We start from the raw sequence: 13,882 nt of genomic DNA on the forward strand, positions 1-13,882 counted from the left end.
GATAACTATGAAAAGTGAAAGGAATAATGATGATGATATAACCAGAGTATCAAAACGCGGTAAATTCCATACTGACAAACTTCCTGAGAAGGAAATACGACATCACTGCATTAGTGTCAGATTAAATGATGAAGAGTTAATTATTCTCGACAGTAAAAGAGGTCAGTATAAAAAAGGAGAATGGCTCAGGATGGCTTCCCTGAATAAGCTCCCGCCGGTTCTGCCAGAAATCAATCGTGAAGCTTGGATTAAACTCGGCAGCCTTTCACAGGATTTAAACCGCCTGCTGAATCACCTCGACAGCAAAAGCCCTTACAGCGAACTGACCCGTACAGAACTCTTTGCCCTTCGCAGACAAATCAAAACTCTCAGGGATCACCTTATTCCTTTAACCTTTCTGGAGCAAGACCGATGAAAGGCATGCAGAAAATAAAAAGGGGTAAACAATTCACAGGTGTGGTTCTCTATAGCCTGAAGTCAGGTTCTCACCACAAAATCACGCCTTATGTCATCGGTGGCAACATGACGGGCAGCACTGCTGCTGAGCTTATAAGTGAATTTAAAAGCACCCAGCTGCTGCGCCCCGATGTCGCCAAACCTGTATGGCATAATTCGCTTCGCCTGCCAAAGGGTGAGAGTCTGTCAACCAGACAGTGGGCGGCATTCGCTGACGATTATATGACCCGGATGGGATTCACTGACACACATCTTCGCTGTTATATCCTTCACGACGATGCCGACGGGCAGCATATCCATATCATTGCAAGTCGCATTAACATGGTCGGTGGAAAGCTGTACCTGGGGAAAAATGAAAATCTCGTCAGCACCCGAATTATCAGCGAACTGGAGCGAATACACGGACTCACTGAAACAACACCTGCAACCAGTAGTCGCCCTCAGGCTAAAAGAAAACCCTCACGCAATGAGCTGATGATGGCAGAACGAACAGCAACTCCCTGCCCTAAGTCACAGTTGCAGGCCCTGATCGACAATGCATTAACCCGCCGCCCCGATTTACTAACATTTGTCCGTTTACTGGGACAGGAAGGCGTGAGCTGCAAACCCAATATCGCCACAACGGGTAAAATGAATGGTTTTTCATTTCAGTACCAGGGCATAGCCTTTAAAGCCTCTCAATTGGGTAAAAAATATGGCTGGTCTTCCCTGCAAGCACTGGTTGATTTTACGCCGGAACATCTGATTTTACTGAAAGAAGCACGGCAGCCAACAAAACCTAAAACTGCGTCAGTGCCAGTGCCAGTGCCAGTGCCAGTGCCAGTGCCAGTGCCAGTGCCAGTGCCATCATGCGAGTCTGAAGAACAGGCTGCAAACCGGGAAACGATTCTGGAGAAAATCCTTCAGCTTGAAGAAAAAATGCGTCAGGAAAGACAACAGGAAACAGTGAGTGTCATTCAACTCAGGAGCAAACTGCATAATACAGCTCGTCAGATACCCCGCCAGCGTCGTCTGTATTCGTGGCTTGGATTGCTCGGCCATATTGTGGCGCTTCTCAGGCGCAGGGGCATGTCTCTGTTACATGCCACTGCACATCCTTTCCACCAAATCCTGCATCTCCATCTTCTAACACACTGTCATTCCACAACAACAAATTCCATTAAAGAACAATTAGTTAAAAACAACCACCATCCTGCGCCATAAGTTAACTAGTCCATAACAGAGTGATAGTCAACAAAATATTGATCGTTTATATAGATCGATAACTTAGTTATGATAGTCATAACCTATTAACAGAGATCCATCGATCGGTACAAGCAATTTTACTAAAGCGGATCATTCATCGAAAATGTTCAAAAATACATCACCTTAAATCAGGCCACGGAGTCATGATGGATAATAAAACGATTAGCTGTCCCTTCTGCTTTACACAAAGCCCGCACGGCGTGCGGATTTGCAAAGGCTGCCATGCAAAAGTGGCCTATGGTGAAAGTCCACTCAGTGTGGCATTCCTTTTTCAATTCGTGGCATTAGCTCTCGCCTGGTTAGTATTTTCATTGACCGGCAGTACTCCTGTCTCAGTCATTACGTTTTTTGCCAGCGTCATTATTCTTATCTGCGTTATTAAAAAGAAATATGCAGACAGAGTTGTTTTTATACGGTGATATTAATTTCACACCATCGCAAACATAAAAAATTAATATGAGAGAACTTATGAACAGATTCATGATTTCTGTTTTTTTTATTTCTTCTTTACTTATTTCTGGCTGTTCAACATCAGGCAACCAGCATCTAAAAAAAGAAACATCACAAAGTCTGCAGTCGAAAATCATCAAAAATAAAACAACGAAATCAGAAATAATTACCGCATTCGGTCAGCCCGAAACCAAAACTACACTTGATAGTGGCAATGAAGAATGGACTTATTCGATGGACAACAATCAGTTTGATGCCACCACATTCATTCCCGTTGTTGGGCTGCTGACAGGGGGCTCACAGACGCAGGCCAAAACACTGGAAATCGAATTTAAAGGAGAAACGGTCAGCACGTGGTCGTTCTCTGAAAATAAAAGCAGGATGAATACGGGTCTGATTCAATAACTCACCTTACAGTCAGGGATCTATTTATGAAAACTTATGCCGTTATCACACTCATTACCGCAGCATCGTTGCTGAGTGGCTGTAACAGTGAACCCTCCGAACAGGATATTTACACGGCCATGAATAAGGTCGTGGAACAGACGAATGCTTTCGTGAAATCTATAGCGGGCAAGGATGTTCCAAAAGACGCACTGCGCGAATTAAAATCAGTCAAAAAGCATGACTGCGTAGAAGTATCTGATAAAAGCTATAAATGCAATGTGACGGCTATTGTCGATAACGAAAAGCGTACTGCTGCTATAACCCTTGTCAAAACGGAAGATGGCTGGCAGGTCGTTGATAAGTAAAGCCACTATAAAGCCATCGCGACAGGTGGGCCACCCATTCGGTGTCCCTCCTTTTCTATTGCATCTGGTGTCCTGCCGGATACGCCTGATCCATTTATCTCCAGTATCCCATGTCCTATCCACGCCGCTGTCGCTGTCACAGTCTTTTCCTGACCACTGAGCCTGGTGGAGTATAAGCCAGAGAGCCTGTAATGCGTTTCTTTTCATACTGGGCCAGTAAATCAGCATAAATATGCTCTGCTTCATCCAGATTTCCTGAAATATAATTCACAAGTGAATTCAGGCAATGCAGCAACGTGTCGCTATTTGCAAGCTTTCTGAGCAGCGTTGTGTTCAGGGTCGAAACGACTCCTGTAAACATCTGCATAATATTATCTACGTGATAACATGAATTGCGGTACTGCGCCCGTGAATAAAAATACTTCAGATGATACCCTGCGAAGAGAACATAAAGTTTTTTATAAAAGGCATTGTTATTAACGCTGTTGTGATGATGGGTTATAAATTTATCAACAACATGTATAAATTTTTCCTCCTGTGATAAAACATTAATAGCACTCATGATTTCCTCCATTTTTTTGTTTTTATAATTAAGTACTATCATCTTAAAAATTAAAATCAATAGTATATTGGAATATTTTATTATTTATATGTATTTTTCTTCTCCCGTAAATAAAAAAACAGCTTTTACTGTGGAAAAGTTTTTTCTTACCGATTGCATTACTATTTCATATTTCAATTATCTGAGTTATTTCCCTATTACAGATAAGAAACCCACAGGAATATTTTATGAGAGCGTGCTACGCACTGGCTTACGCCCCGACTACCGATAAATTTTAATTATTTTTACCAAACAGTTGAAAAAACTTAATTTTGTCTCCCTGGCAGCGCCTTTGAGTGCCCGCAGCACTCACTCGCTGAAGCAGAAAGGGTTTTTCCGAAGGGTTCCGGCGTGAGCCGTAGTCAGCAAACGGGTAAATCATGTATCTGTGTTCGCTTTCCCGATCAACTTAGCCTCCTGATTTTTTTTGCGCGAAGCGTATTTGTGCTAAGAGCTAACCCCATTTGTTTGAACTTCTGCGCGAAGCGTATTTATACTTACAGAAAAACGTTTTAGCAATGTTCTGGAGCCCAATGGCGCAACACACAGTTGCGCAGGCTTCACTTAAGAAAGATATTATGTAAGAAAAGCATCTATAAAAGTGTTTTTATCAAGTACACCAAGGCTTTGAGTTTCGATCTAATGCAAAAATGTGGTTTCTTATTTCTTTATCATTCTTTTATCTTGCAGAACATAATCTTGAATTAATCAATAAAATCATATAATTAGGAAAACCTGTTGTTATTAGTTTCAGCACCAAAAATTATTAATGACATAACAGGTGATGGTGAAATTTAGCACCCTTCGTAATAACTCTGACACCCCTTAATATTCCACTAAAAAAATAATCACAGCGCAATAAATATAATATTTTTTAAATTTTCATTACTAATAGCATTGACAAACAAATTTAATATGCCATATCTGTTATCACAATAATAAAAAAGGAACCATTATGTCAAACACAAGTGTTATGTTAACTAAAGAACAAAAAGCAATTATTGCAGAAGCATTAGATGTTATGCCCGAAGATCTGGAAGAAATAAAAGTTAAAGCAAGTGCCTGTAAAAAGACATCCTTTCGTGACGATTTTTCGATGGTCTTTAAAGATAATACGGCCACACTCGCCCGAATGGATTTGACACCAACGGCATTCAGAATTGTTCTTTATCTTTTCTCGGCCATTGATTATGGAAATATTATCCCTGACTTTTCACAGTCACGTACCGCCAGAGAGTTAGGACTGAATAAATCAAATGTTTCACGTGCATTCAGAGAATTATTTGAGAGGAAAATACTGATCCGTAATGCTGAAGATGGTCAGGTTTACCTGAATTCTAATTTATGCGTAAAAGGCATTCCTCATCGTTTCAATGAAGATCTGATGGATAAATTCAGTAAATCCAGACTTGAGACTGAAGATTTTGCCACTTCATTCAACTTTTATCGCGCAGGGCGCAAAACAAAGCCTGTAAAAAAATCCAGAAACAGATATCCAACTGACGGCATTCCCTTTTAAAAGACATAACAGCGCGGTGATTTTACGCCCCACACCAGTGAAAAACTTAACAAAATAAAAGATATCTTTATGAAGCAAAGACTCCCTGCTTACCTTTACCAGAATAAATTATCAGATGAACAACGCAATCTGAACAATACTGCTCACAATGTGTTTTGGCTTCTCACATTAATCGCTTCATACACACCAGATAAAAACACTGTTTACCTGAACTTTCACCGTGCAACATCCATCGCACAGCAGGAAGAGATACATATTACGCCAGCCCGATTTTATCGGGCCATCGATGAACTGATTGATACGAATGTTATCATACCTACTGAGTTTAAATACCAGTATCGTTTAAACCCTGTATTTTTCAGTTATCTTAAATAAAACAAAGGGCAGAGAATGAAAGTTCAGGATATTCCTATCCTGCAATGCTTGCTATAGCAAAACCACATGACCACTATCAAAAGCACATAATTTTTATCTACCATTGCCAGTAGAATTAAAATAAGAAGGTACAGACTTGTGCTGTCTGTACCCATGATAATTTATTACAGACTTTACACCTTTTTACCTGCGTTATTCTTTCTGATAATATTTTTTTCATTGACAAGGTGCTCAATACACATTCGTACTTCATCATTAATGGTAACATCTGTAGCACCCTCCACCAGTATAGAACACAACAAATAAAGAAGGACGTGTTCAAACTCTATCTCTTCGACTGGATCTACATAATTACGATAGGTTTCAATAGCCTCATACAAGCTATCCGGTGAAGTCACAAATGCACATACAAAATCTTTATCTTCCGGTACTCTGATTGAATTATTCATTTTAAATCTCCTGTACTTATTAATCTATAATGTCACGGTAAAAATGCCATTATAATTTCCACCAATGACTATTGTTATTACTTCTTAATACCAAAGCCTGACCTAATACTACTTGTAAAATATCAGGCGGCCCTCTGCTCATTGTTGAATAGCACCATTTATTTTTACACACCAAATTTAATGCACTCATCATTAACCCCGTAATCAGGCTGCATTTTTACGTGAACGCTCAATTGCAGATGCGATCCATTCATCAATTTCGCTTTCGACAAATGCAATTGCACGCGAACCAATTTTTATTGGTTGTGGAAATAAACCTTCGTTGATTAGACGATAAATCCAGGCCTTGCCATAGCCGGTTCTGTTCATAACTTCTGGCAAGCGAATTAGGCGGGTATTTTGATTTTTCATTTTGTTTTCCCTTTATCGTTGTGATGGGATCACTATACGAACAGTTGGGAAAAGAAAGGAGCGAGTTTCCTAACTGCAGGGTTACGGTCTGCCCTGCAGTAGTAGACTTCGGGAATTCGAGATCAGTTAGAATCAGAGAGTTTCATCACATCTGAAACTCTCATGTTTTTCAGGTGGGGATTTCGGTTCATGAAAAAATTGAACTGCCTAATGAAGTCTATCGTTGCAGCTTTCATCGCAAGCGGACGATCTGAGTCTTTAATGTGATACCCTAAACGGGTAGTTGTTTCTTCATCTTCATCAGTATAAAGAAGCCGGGAGAGGCGATCATCTGAGATTCTTAGTTCTTTCCTTTTTGCCCAAAGTAAGATGTCCAGCATCGCAACCAACCTGTAATTTATGATTTTTTTAATGGTTCCATAGCCGAAACGAACGATACCGGTTTCATTAACTTCCACTCCTTTTACCGATCTCCATTGTGGCAGGGCCGCTTTTATCGATTCGGCTATTTCATCGTCAGTACCACTACCAAGATCGATTTCAAGCAACACCGTTTTCTCACATAAGGGGGACAAGAGTTGTGACACATAAGCTTCGTGATGAGGCGCATTAACACAATATTCATCGTTTCCTTCCTCCCAAGTGAAAAGATTCACACTAAGGGCCATCACACTAAGTTCAGCAAGCCTGGTGATATCCGTGATAAAAATGTGTGGAGGACTGTAGAGAGTATCGTTAACTGTTGGATAATCGAGTTGCTTCCCTTTGAAAAGATGGGGGTTCCCACTGAAAATTTCAGTCATGTACACCCATAGCCCTTTCTTTTCTTCGTCAGTAGGCCCTGGCTTGTACAGAAGCGCTCTTGCCCAAAGTTCGTGATACAAGGCATTTAAACTGATGTCTTCGAGCTTGCGATAGTTATCTATGTCAAGCCAAGCTTTGATTTCTTTAGTATGCTCTGGTGACCAGTTTTTCAAAATTCAAATCTCCTGCCTTCTTAAAGATTTAAGTCATACGAATAGAGTTCAGTTAGTTTGAAAAAACTACCGTATTCACTAATCGATGAAAAGCAGTTCCTGCTTGCACGTTAACCTAGCCAGAAGGAAGTTGAACTGAGAAATTTGTTATCTTTTGATGCAACTTGCCAGGGTCTACGTCCTGTCAGGAGAGAAGAGGCAGGGATATGACCCGACTACGCCCTGCCTCTTACTTTACTCTGGGCGTATCTTGTCGTTGTTCTCGACCTGTTTGCCAGAAAACCCGGTGGGTGGCAATGAAATTCAATTCTCACCTGACAGCAAACTTACCATCAGAGCACTGGAAATGGCTTGGGAGCGCCAGGGGTCAACAACGGGTAAAAAGTGATCCACATACCTCCACCACCGACGGTCTAATGTTGATCCACCTTGTTTACTCAGGATTAGCTTCAGCGACAACCCCGGCTTTCCGTTTTTGATTCAGTCGATAGCCTTCTCCTTTTATTTGTACGATGTGTGTGATGTAAAATCCGGTTCAACATTGCCGATATAATGGTAGCATCTCCCACGAAGGTTTGGTCCTATAGTCCGGACGGTAGGTTACAGGCGTAAATTTACTGCAGGTGTTTCTGATGTATCCACGGGTGGTTTGTTGAAATTTTTATACCGCACATCATGAACACCTTTCCCCAGTTGTTGCATTTCACAGAATTTCTGATATCTAATGACTTAAACATTTTTTCATGGGGGTGTTTATGGACTTAGTCATGTCCTTATTACAAAAGGGATTATTAGAAAAGGCATTAGACCTTGCCATTTCTGAATCATTCTTCAATGCAACGTCGCCTGATGGTATAAAGAATGCTTTAAAAGCTGGCTATGATATTAATGCTGTTCATAATAACGGTGACAATGCCCTTTTTAGCTGCAGAACCCTGGAAGCCATGGATTGCCTGCTAAGTTATGGAATTAATATACACCATATCAACGGACATGGGCAAAATGCGCTCTTTCATCAAAAAAATCCAGAAATACTGAAGAAACTGATTGGACTGGGTTTAGACACCTCGCATACGGATACTAATGGCTACACATGCATTTTTGAACATTACAGGAATGCTGAAGGACTGACAGAATTAATTAATGCTGGTTGTGATATAAATCACATCGATAAAAAAGGAAGAAATATTCTCTTCCTGCCCCTCTCCCCGGAAGTTTTATCCGTAGCAATAGATGCTGGATGCAATGTCAATCAAATTGATCATTCAGGGAAAGGGTTTATTGACAATGTATATGATTATGAATTACATGATATCATTCTCTCGCATATTGATAGATTTGACAGAAGAACGCTGCATGTAGATTTTTGTAATCTCGACTCAGCCTTTTTTTTGTATTACCTTTCTGAACATGGATTCAAAATAGAACTTAATAAAGACCATTTCACCATTAACAGTTACATTGGTGATTATAAAGAAATCTTATCCATACTTGATTTCATCAGTGAAATTCATGATATTCACTTCTATAAATACAAAGGCGGTCCTCTCCATAAGGATATCGACAAGCGAATTGTAAAGTGGATGATAAGAAATAAGCTCTTGGTTGATTTATCAAAAATAAATAAACACAAGGATTACGAAGAAATTAATTCATACAAAATCCGTCGCGAACAGAAAGAAATCTCCAAGCATTTAAAACCTGCTAAAAGTATATCTGTAACAGTTAAAAATGGCGGAAGATTGTGAGAGCTTATATGTGTGATTTATTCGAATTGTTTCAATATACTGCCTCAACATGAACAAAGAAATTCAGCATTAACTATATTGGGAATTAGTCTATGAAACGTATGGTGCTAAGGGTCTGACGCCTCTGCCTGGTGATGTGGAAGCAGCAGGCAATTTGAAAATATCTGCTCGTTGTTTAGTGAACTTGTCAATCATTACCCAGTGATATTGGTTATCAGCAGTCGTGCTGGATCACGGCACTTCTGGAAATAAAATTTATGAGGTAAAGGATTGTCAGACGTATTCAAGAACTGCCCGTCGCTGATAGCCAGTATCAATGTCAAATCAGGTTCTGATCTCCTAATCGTGCTCTCGCGATCAGTTTTCATAGAAACAGTATCCTTTATGCTCAGAAAGGCATATACCCCTAAAGTAGCTCAGGTTTATCTGGCTGAGGCTATGACGCGAAACCATTAGGGAATCTGAAAAAAGTAAAGACTGTGTGATTTGTGAGCTTGATTGAATGCACTGTGAGCTCACGCCGCTGGCGATATTGCTTAAACACCACCGGCAAATAGATCGATAGTCCCCACGGAGGAACGAGGGCATGCCAGCTTACGTTGTTCAGGAACTTCTGCTTAGTGCCAGAAGCAGACATTTCTAGCTTTAAAACTGGGAGCAAGTCAGGGCAGCTCTTTGCAGTATCGTTTGACCGAGCACTCATTCAGGAGCCCCCAAAAAAGATACGTTATTTTTTTCGACTTGTACATCAAAGAGCAAAGGAAGCAAAGATGTCTGAATTAGCACAAGAATCAATCGGAACCAATGACTTCGAAAAGTGGCTGAATGAACGTAGTAACTGGCTTCAAACGGCAGCAAAACAGCTTATCGAGAATAAACGTTTACCAAATGAGGTCGAACTCACTGAGCTGGTTCGACTCTGCAAACTGGAAGCAGCTAAACAAAATGACCCTGGGTTCTTGAAGGTTGCACCTGGCTCATTCTCAGCAGGGTTGCTACAGCGAATTGTACGTATTGAAGAAGTAAGACAAGTATTTGGTGTAAATGCCATCAAACCAGGGGCGTCCTTACCATTCGGAGCTGGTAGTTTAGCTGTTATATATGGGCAGAATGGCTCAGGGAAAAGTAGTTTTTCTCGTCTGCTCAAACAACTCTGTGGCTCACGTTCAAGGGACGAAATCCGCCCGTATGTTTTCAGCAGCGAAGAGCATACTTGCAGTGCTCAATGTCGAATCACCATTGATGGTAAACCCGTAGAAATCAATTGGCAGGCGGGGGCTGCCCCACATCCGATGCTCAAGTATGCCCAAGTATTTGACTCGAAAACTGCGACTCAATATATGGGACGCACTGAATCAAGCTACGAACCGAGCAGCATGCGTTTTATATCTTTGCTCATTCAGATCTCAGGAATGGTTTCTGAACAATTAAGTCGAGAGAAGGAAAAGCTTGTCCGTGCTCTTCCACTTTTCCCAAGTGATCTTACAGAGACCGCCGAAAATACTTGGTTCTACTCTCTTAAAGCATCAACCTCCGCTGAGAAAATTGAGTCGTTTTGCCAATATGGGAATGATTTGGAAGATGAGCGTATCAAAGGTGAAGCTCTGTTAGCAGAGAAAGACATCAAGGGACGCCTGATTGCAATTAGTAAGGAAGAGATTGCCTCAGAAAACATTAAGCAGGCAATGAGGTTATTGAAGGAAGGTCTTGCGGATGGGAAAGCCGAGGAATTGTTTAAGGCAAAAGAATTGGCTGTTGCAGCAAGAAAGGCTGCCAATATAGTTGCGCAGCAGGCATTCGCAACAGCCCCCCTACAAGGCGTTGGTGAAACGGCTTGGAAGCTAATGTGGGATCAAGCGCGAAACTACTCTATTGTTCATGCTTACCATAGCCGCGAATTTCCCGTTACTACTGGAGGTGCGTATTGTGTGCTCTGCCAGCAGAAACTTACGGAGGAAGGCTCAGCTCGACTCAAAAGTTTTGAGGCTTTCGTTACGGCTGGTTTAGAGACCACGGCAAAAACTGCGGAAGCCACTAGCGCTGAACTCATTGCGAAGGTCGTTCAGTTACCTTCAATAGAGGATTGGATTGCACGGCTGGCTCAATTGAAATTTGATGAGACCTTTGCTCGTGCCTGTTATGAAACTTTGAAAGCAAGGCGCTCACAGTTTGAGGCATGTACCGCCGTTGGTTCTATCATCGCATTCGATTGGGCGCTTATTGATCAGGCAGTTGAAAAACGTGCTATCGACTTAATTGCTGAGAAGATTAGTTTGATGCAATTGCAACAAGATGGGCAACGCCAGCAACTTGAAAAACGCATTAAGCAACTCAAGGCACTGCAATGGTTATGTCAAAACAAAATGGCAATTCTCGCCGAGCGTGAGCGCTTGGTTGCAGTGGATTTGCTAGATAAAGCTGTGAGACTAACGGCCAGCAATTCCTTGACAACTAAGCGTACCGAACTAGGGAGAACTGAGCTTGATGCTGGATATCAGAGCCGTTTTGATGCGGAGTTAAAGGTACTTGGTGGGCGACGTTTGCCGGTAGTGCCGCAGAGCAAAGCTCAAGGTAAAGGAGTAATAACTTTTGGGCTTACCCTTGTCGGGGCACGAGCTGGCTTCACTCCTGATGTAATACTCAGTGAAGGAGAAGCCCGCATTGTTGCATTAGCGGCATTCTTGGCCGATACGACTGGTTCGAATCAGTTAGCCCCCTTCATCTTTGATGAACCTATTTCGTCATTAGATCAGGACTTCGAAGAGCGGGTTGTAGCTAGGCTTGTCGAGTTAGCGAAGACCAGACAGGTCATAATCTTCACACACCGCCTTTCGCTTGTTTCCATCATTGATGCTGTAATTAAAAAGCACAGTGAGAATCCGGCTAATGAGAAAATTAACCATACCGTGCAGTCGCTTAGACGATTAGATAAAATTTCGGGAATCTTGGCGCAACACAGCTTGCGGGATGCCAAGCCTGAAAAGTCGCTTAATATGATTAGGGATCATGTCATCCCTAAGCTCAAAAAGCATCAAGCCGATGCAGATGCCGATGTTTATGATCTTACGGCAAAAAGTGCATGCAGTGATTTTCGGATAATCTTGGAACGAATAGTAGAATTTGTCCTTTTAAATGATGTGATTGTCCGGTTCAGACGTGATGTCAATACTAAAGGGAAGCTGCGGGGTATCACCAAGGTAATAGCAGAAGACTGTGATCTTATTGACGCGCTGATGACCAAGTATTCAGTTTACGAGCACTCTCAATCCGATGAGCTGCCTCTGGTTCCGGTTGAACTCGATGAATTCGAAAAAGATGTATTGGAGCTCATTGCATGGATAAATGAGTTTAAAACTCGAATCGGCTGAAGTTAAAATTGCGAGCGGCCTCGCAGCCATGGGCCGCTTCACGCCCTGAGACATTCGACAAGCTTTTTTATGGCTTCAGTAAGGGCGACTTTCGCGCTTCCAGTGCCAGCAAATACTTCGCTTCATCGTACTGGGTCTTGGTCTTCCAGCAGCGGTAAATGATCCTTATCCATTTGAAGGCCAGAGCCCGGATTGCAGACTGGTGAGATTTTCCTTTTTCTCGCAGTCCCCGATAATAAAGTCTGGCCCAGTATGATGAGTTAACCGTCTTGGCAGCCCATTCAACAAAGGTTTGCCGGACGAACTTGGCACACTGCCATCGCCAGTGAACCCAGGATTTCTGGCCACTTCGTTCTGTCACCGGTGCAATACCTGCGTAGTTTTGAATTTCTTCAGCGCTGTTAAACCGGTCACGGTTATCACCAAGTGCAGCAAGCATTCGTGGTCCCAAACACGGCCCCATGCCCGGAAGTGATTTGAACAGCCCCGAATCTGGCAATGTGTCAAACAGCGTTTCGATTCGTTCGTCATAGGTTTTGATGATTTCACTCACGACTTTAATTTGTGTCGCCAGTGCTGTTGCCATCAAAGCATTAGCCTCTATAACACTCGGGTCTGTCGTCAACGGAATGGCGTTATCAATACTCACAACACGCTGCTCGGTAAGGGCCATTGCGCGGCCACCTTTGGCATTGAGAAAGTTGCGGATCGTGTCTCGCCTGGCTCGTTTTAGTTGTTGCAGACTGGGCCATCGCATAATCAGTTCACACAATAGCAAGCTACCCCGATGTGAGAACCACTCCAGGGGCTGAGGATAATACTGTTTGAGTGTGTTGATTAGCCGGTTCACAAAACGGCGCTTATCTTCAACCAACTGACGACGCTGCTCAACCAGTTGCTGGAGTAACCGGATATCGGCATTGTCGGGTTCAATGGCTTTTATCTTTTGGGGATAACGCAGCATTAACTCTAATGCCAGCTCGGCATCCTGCGGGTCATCTTTAGCACCGCTGGGCGAGAAGGCTTGCCGGTAACGAGCCAGAGACAAAGCGTGGACGGGGAAAACGGTGATAAATGGATATTTCTGAAGAGCATACACCACGGGACCTTTCTTCAGCTCAACGGCGATAGCGATCCTGCCTTTTACCTTCTGGTGTAACTCGGTAAGCCAGACATCAAGCGCTTCCGGCGTATGTTCAATCACATGGAATGTGCGTTCACCGTTTTTAAACTGAACACAGACATCGTGCTTTTTATCTGCCCAGTCCAGACCAACGTGCGCAGCAAATTGATTAGTCTCAGTCATCACCAACTCCTTTTTATCGGGGATTGGTATGCATTCCACGCTCTTCGAAAGAAATATAGCCAGCAGTTATCTGCATGCCCTGAGTATTCGTTAGCGAACGTGGAGCACCTACTGGCTCGAAAGAAAAGCGGCGATCATCGCATGATTCTCGCTCAATATTCGTAACCAGTAAGCGCATACCCTGAATCACTTCAAAGTGTAATTCTCAGGGTGCGAATGACTATA

General features: G+C 42.4%; 14 protein-coding genes and 2 pseudogenes. 10 read left to right on the forward strand and 6 right to left on the reverse strand.

Going from position 1 to position 13,882, the window contains the following annotated elements; translation table 11 throughout:
* Positions 1 to 7: 7 nt before the first annotated feature.
* From OGV65_RS09770 to OGV65_RS09790, 5 genes are all read left to right on the forward strand, one after another.
* Positions 8 to 415 carry an ATP-binding protein gene (locus tag OGV65_RS09770; protein ID WP_080847601.1) on the forward strand — a complete coding sequence of 136 codons (408 nt, stop codon included), beginning with the start codon at positions 8 to 10 and terminating at the stop codon, positions 413 to 415.
* Complete coding sequence (locus tag OGV65_RS09775; protein ID WP_286454897.1) at positions 412 to 1,659, forward strand: relaxase/mobilization nuclease domain-containing protein; 1,248 nt, start codon at positions 412 to 414, stop codon at positions 1,657 to 1,659. Before OGV65_RS09770 ends, OGV65_RS09775 begins: the two co-directional genes overlap by 4 nt.
* A 188-nt stretch (positions 1,660 to 1,847) precedes the next feature.
* On the forward strand, positions 1,848 to 2,120 hold the full coding sequence (locus OGV65_RS09780; RefSeq protein WP_080787408.1) for a hypothetical protein: 273 nt from the start codon (positions 1,848 to 1,850) through the stop codon (positions 2,118 to 2,120).
* A 49-nt stretch (positions 2,121 to 2,169) separates the two neighbouring features.
* Positions 2,170 to 2,556 (forward strand): SEN1984 family lipoprotein, encoded by a 387-nt coding sequence (locus OGV65_RS09785; protein ID WP_032720472.1) that lies wholly within the window; start codon positions 2,170 to 2,172, stop codon positions 2,554 to 2,556.
* A gap of 26 nt (positions 2,557 to 2,582) precedes the next feature.
* Positions 2,583 to 2,903 (forward strand): hypothetical protein, encoded by a 321-nt coding sequence (locus OGV65_RS09790; RefSeq protein ID WP_032720473.1) that lies wholly within the window; start codon positions 2,583 to 2,585, stop codon positions 2,901 to 2,903.
* 136 nt (positions 2,904 to 3,039) lie between these two features.
* On the opposite strand, the gene OGV65_RS09795 is transcribed toward OGV65_RS09790, so the two are convergent.
* The gene (locus tag OGV65_RS09795; protein WP_080847598.1) at positions 3,040 to 3,465 is read right to left on the reverse strand and encodes a hypothetical protein; all 426 of its coding nucleotides are present in this window, start codon (positions 3,463 to 3,465) and stop codon (positions 3,040 to 3,042) included.
* A gap of 994 nt (positions 3,466 to 4,459) precedes the next feature.
* Between OGV65_RS09795 and OGV65_RS09800 the strand changes: the two genes are divergently transcribed.
* Both OGV65_RS09800 and OGV65_RS09805 read left to right on the forward strand, forming a co-directional pair.
* Complete coding sequence (locus OGV65_RS09800; RefSeq protein WP_045889379.1) at positions 4,460 to 5,023, forward strand: helix-turn-helix domain-containing protein; 564 nt, start codon at positions 4,460 to 4,462, stop codon at positions 5,021 to 5,023.
* Positions 5,024 to 5,092: 69 nt separating this feature from the next.
* On the forward strand, positions 5,093 to 5,398 hold the full coding sequence (locus OGV65_RS09805; protein WP_045889377.1) for a hypothetical protein: 306 nt from the start codon (positions 5,093 to 5,095) through the stop codon (positions 5,396 to 5,398).
* 173 nt (positions 5,399 to 5,571) lie between these two features.
* Here the strand turns inward: OGV65_RS09805 and OGV65_RS09810 are convergent, their stop codons facing one another.
* The 3 genes from OGV65_RS09810 to OGV65_RS09820 all read right to left on the reverse strand — a co-directional run bounded on the left by OGV65_RS09810 (position 5,572) and on the right by OGV65_RS09820 (position 7,235).
* Positions 5,572 to 5,847, reverse strand: coding sequence for a hypothetical protein (locus OGV65_RS09810; RefSeq protein WP_001065761.1), 276 nt, complete (start codon positions 5,845 to 5,847; stop codon positions 5,572 to 5,574).
* 204 nt (positions 5,848 to 6,051) lie between these two features.
* Entirely contained in the window at positions 6,052 to 6,258 is a 207-nt protein-coding gene (locus OGV65_RS09815) for a helix-turn-helix transcriptional regulator (protein ID WP_045281733.1), read from the reverse strand.
* 122 nt (positions 6,259 to 6,380) lie between these two features.
* A complete protein-coding gene (locus OGV65_RS09820) occupies positions 6,381 to 7,235 on the reverse strand; it encodes a DUF6387 family protein (protein WP_016246264.1) in 855 nt (284 codons plus the stop codon).
* Positions 7,236 to 7,475: 240 nt separating this feature from the next.
* Between OGV65_RS09820 and OGV65_RS09825 the strand changes: the two are divergent.
* Positions 7,476 to 7,602: pseudogene (locus OGV65_RS09825) on the forward strand (IS3 family transposase); the annotation flags it as partial.
* A 66-nt stretch (positions 7,603 to 7,668) separates the two neighbouring features.
* Here the strand turns inward: OGV65_RS09825 and OGV65_RS09830 are convergent.
* Positions 7,669 to 7,816: pseudogene (locus OGV65_RS09830) on the reverse strand (ATP-binding protein); the annotation flags it as partial.
* 186 nt (positions 7,817 to 8,002) lie between these two features.
* Between OGV65_RS09830 and OGV65_RS09835 the strand changes: the two are divergent.
* Together OGV65_RS09835 and OGV65_RS09840 are read left to right on the forward strand one after the other, a co-directional pair.
* Complete coding sequence (locus OGV65_RS09835) at positions 8,003 to 8,983, forward strand: ankyrin repeat domain-containing protein (protein ID WP_286454898.1); 981 nt, start codon at positions 8,003 to 8,005, stop codon at positions 8,981 to 8,983.
* Between the two features lie 770 nt (positions 8,984 to 9,753).
* Positions 9,754 to 12,351, forward strand: coding sequence for an AAA family ATPase (locus tag OGV65_RS09840; protein ID WP_286454899.1), 2,598 nt, complete (start codon positions 9,754 to 9,756; stop codon positions 12,349 to 12,351).
* Positions 12,352 to 12,418: 67 nt separating this feature from the next.
* On the opposite strand, the gene OGV65_RS09845 is transcribed toward OGV65_RS09840, so the two are convergent.
* On the reverse strand, positions 12,419 to 13,657 hold the full coding sequence (locus tag OGV65_RS09845) for an IS110 family RNA-guided transposase (RefSeq protein ID WP_012291449.1): 1,239 nt from the start codon (positions 13,655 to 13,657) through the stop codon (positions 12,419 to 12,421).
* Positions 13,658 to 13,882 lie beyond the last annotated feature (225 nt).

The sequence above is a fragment of the Citrobacter sp. Cb004 genome (genome assembly GCF_030337065.1).
Lineage (GTDB): Bacteria > Pseudomonadota > Gammaproteobacteria > Enterobacterales > Enterobacteriaceae > Citrobacter > Citrobacter braakii.

What these genes read in the sequence shown, in the direction of transcription:
- OGV65_RS09770 (WP_080847601.1), top strand. Translation starts at nt 8, where the DNA reads ATGAAAAGTGAAAGGAATAATGATGATGATATAACCAGAGTATCAAAA.
- OGV65_RS09775 (WP_286454897.1), top strand. Translation starts at nt 412, where the DNA reads ATGAAAGGCATGCAGAAAATAAAAAGGGGTAAACAATTCACAGGTGTG.
- OGV65_RS09780 (WP_080787408.1), top strand. Translation starts at nt 1,848, where the DNA reads ATGGATAATAAAACGATTAGCTGTCCCTTCTGCTTTACACAAAGCCCG.
- OGV65_RS09785 (WP_032720472.1), top strand. Translation starts at nt 2,170, where the DNA reads ATGAACAGATTCATGATTTCTGTTTTTTTTATTTCTTCTTTACTTATT.
- OGV65_RS09790 (WP_032720473.1), top strand. Translation starts at nt 2,583, where the DNA reads ATGAAAACTTATGCCGTTATCACACTCATTACCGCAGCATCGTTGCTG.
- OGV65_RS09795 (WP_080847598.1), bottom strand. Translation starts at nt 3,465, where the DNA reads ATGAGTGCTATTAATGTTTTATCACAGGAGGAAAAATTTATACATGTT.
- OGV65_RS09800 (WP_045889379.1), top strand. Translation starts at nt 4,460, where the DNA reads ATGTCAAACACAAGTGTTATGTTAACTAAAGAACAAAAAGCAATTATT.
- OGV65_RS09805 (WP_045889377.1), top strand. Translation starts at nt 5,093, where the DNA reads ATGAAGCAAAGACTCCCTGCTTACCTTTACCAGAATAAATTATCAGAT.
- OGV65_RS09810 (WP_001065761.1), bottom strand. Translation starts at nt 5,847, where the DNA reads ATGAATAATTCAATCAGAGTACCGGAAGATAAAGATTTTGTATGTGCA.
- OGV65_RS09815 (WP_045281733.1), bottom strand. Translation starts at nt 6,258, where the DNA reads ATGAAAAATCAAAATACCCGCCTAATTCGCTTGCCAGAAGTTATGAAC.
- OGV65_RS09835 (WP_286454898.1), top strand. Translation starts at nt 8,003, where the DNA reads ATGTCCTTATTACAAAAGGGATTATTAGAAAAGGCATTAGACCTTGCC.
- OGV65_RS09840 (WP_286454899.1), top strand. Translation starts at nt 9,754, where the DNA reads ATGTCTGAATTAGCACAAGAATCAATCGGAACCAATGACTTCGAAAAG.
- OGV65_RS09845 (WP_012291449.1), bottom strand. Translation starts at nt 13,657, where the DNA reads ATGACTGAGACTAATCAATTTGCTGCGCACGTTGGTCTGGACTGGGCA.